The organism is Halorubrum sp. SP3 (genome assembly GCF_005435195.1).
GTDB lineage: Archaea > Halobacteriota > Halobacteria > Halobacteriales > Haloferacaceae > Halorubrum > Halorubrum sodomense.
In genome coordinates, this window is sequence record NZ_SGTU01000305.1 from 1 (window position 1) to 520 (window position 520).

1 pseudogene is annotated in these 520 nt (G+C 61.5%); it reads left to right on the forward strand.

The features are described from left to right. Positions 1-520 (forward strand): annotated as a pseudogene (locus EXE42_RS18935) (PGF-CTERM sorting domain-containing protein); the annotation flags it as partial.

The window sequence follows — 520 nt, forward strand, 5'->3', positions numbered from 1 at the left end:
GATGCCGTCGGCGACCTCGAACTCGAAGAGCGGTCCGTCGAGAGTTTCCAGCTGTGGACGACCTCGGCTGACGTCTTCGAAGACGTTGACAACGTTGACGACATCACGAGCGGCGTCGAGAACGACCTCGTCCAGGAGACCGACTCCCTGACCGAGGGCGACGTCCTCATCCACCAGGTCACCGCGACCGGTCTCGAAGGTGCCATCCAGGCGGAAGGTAGCTTCGAGAACGTTGTCACCTCGAACGCAGTCAACGTCACCATCGAGCAGACGTCTGACACGACTGCGCCGAACCGCGACCCGAAGGTCGTGGCCATCGGCAGCATGATCAGCAACGACAACGTTCAGTTCATCTCCACTGAGGGCGAGTACTTCATCGCCTTCAACGAGGAGAACATCGAGACGGTCGGCTCCCGTGACGTCGCTTTCGACGACGGGTTCGAAGTGACCGTTGAGGTCCGCGACGAGCGGCTCCTCAGCCCCGACCGCCAGGAACTCGAAGACAACGATGACGGGCTCG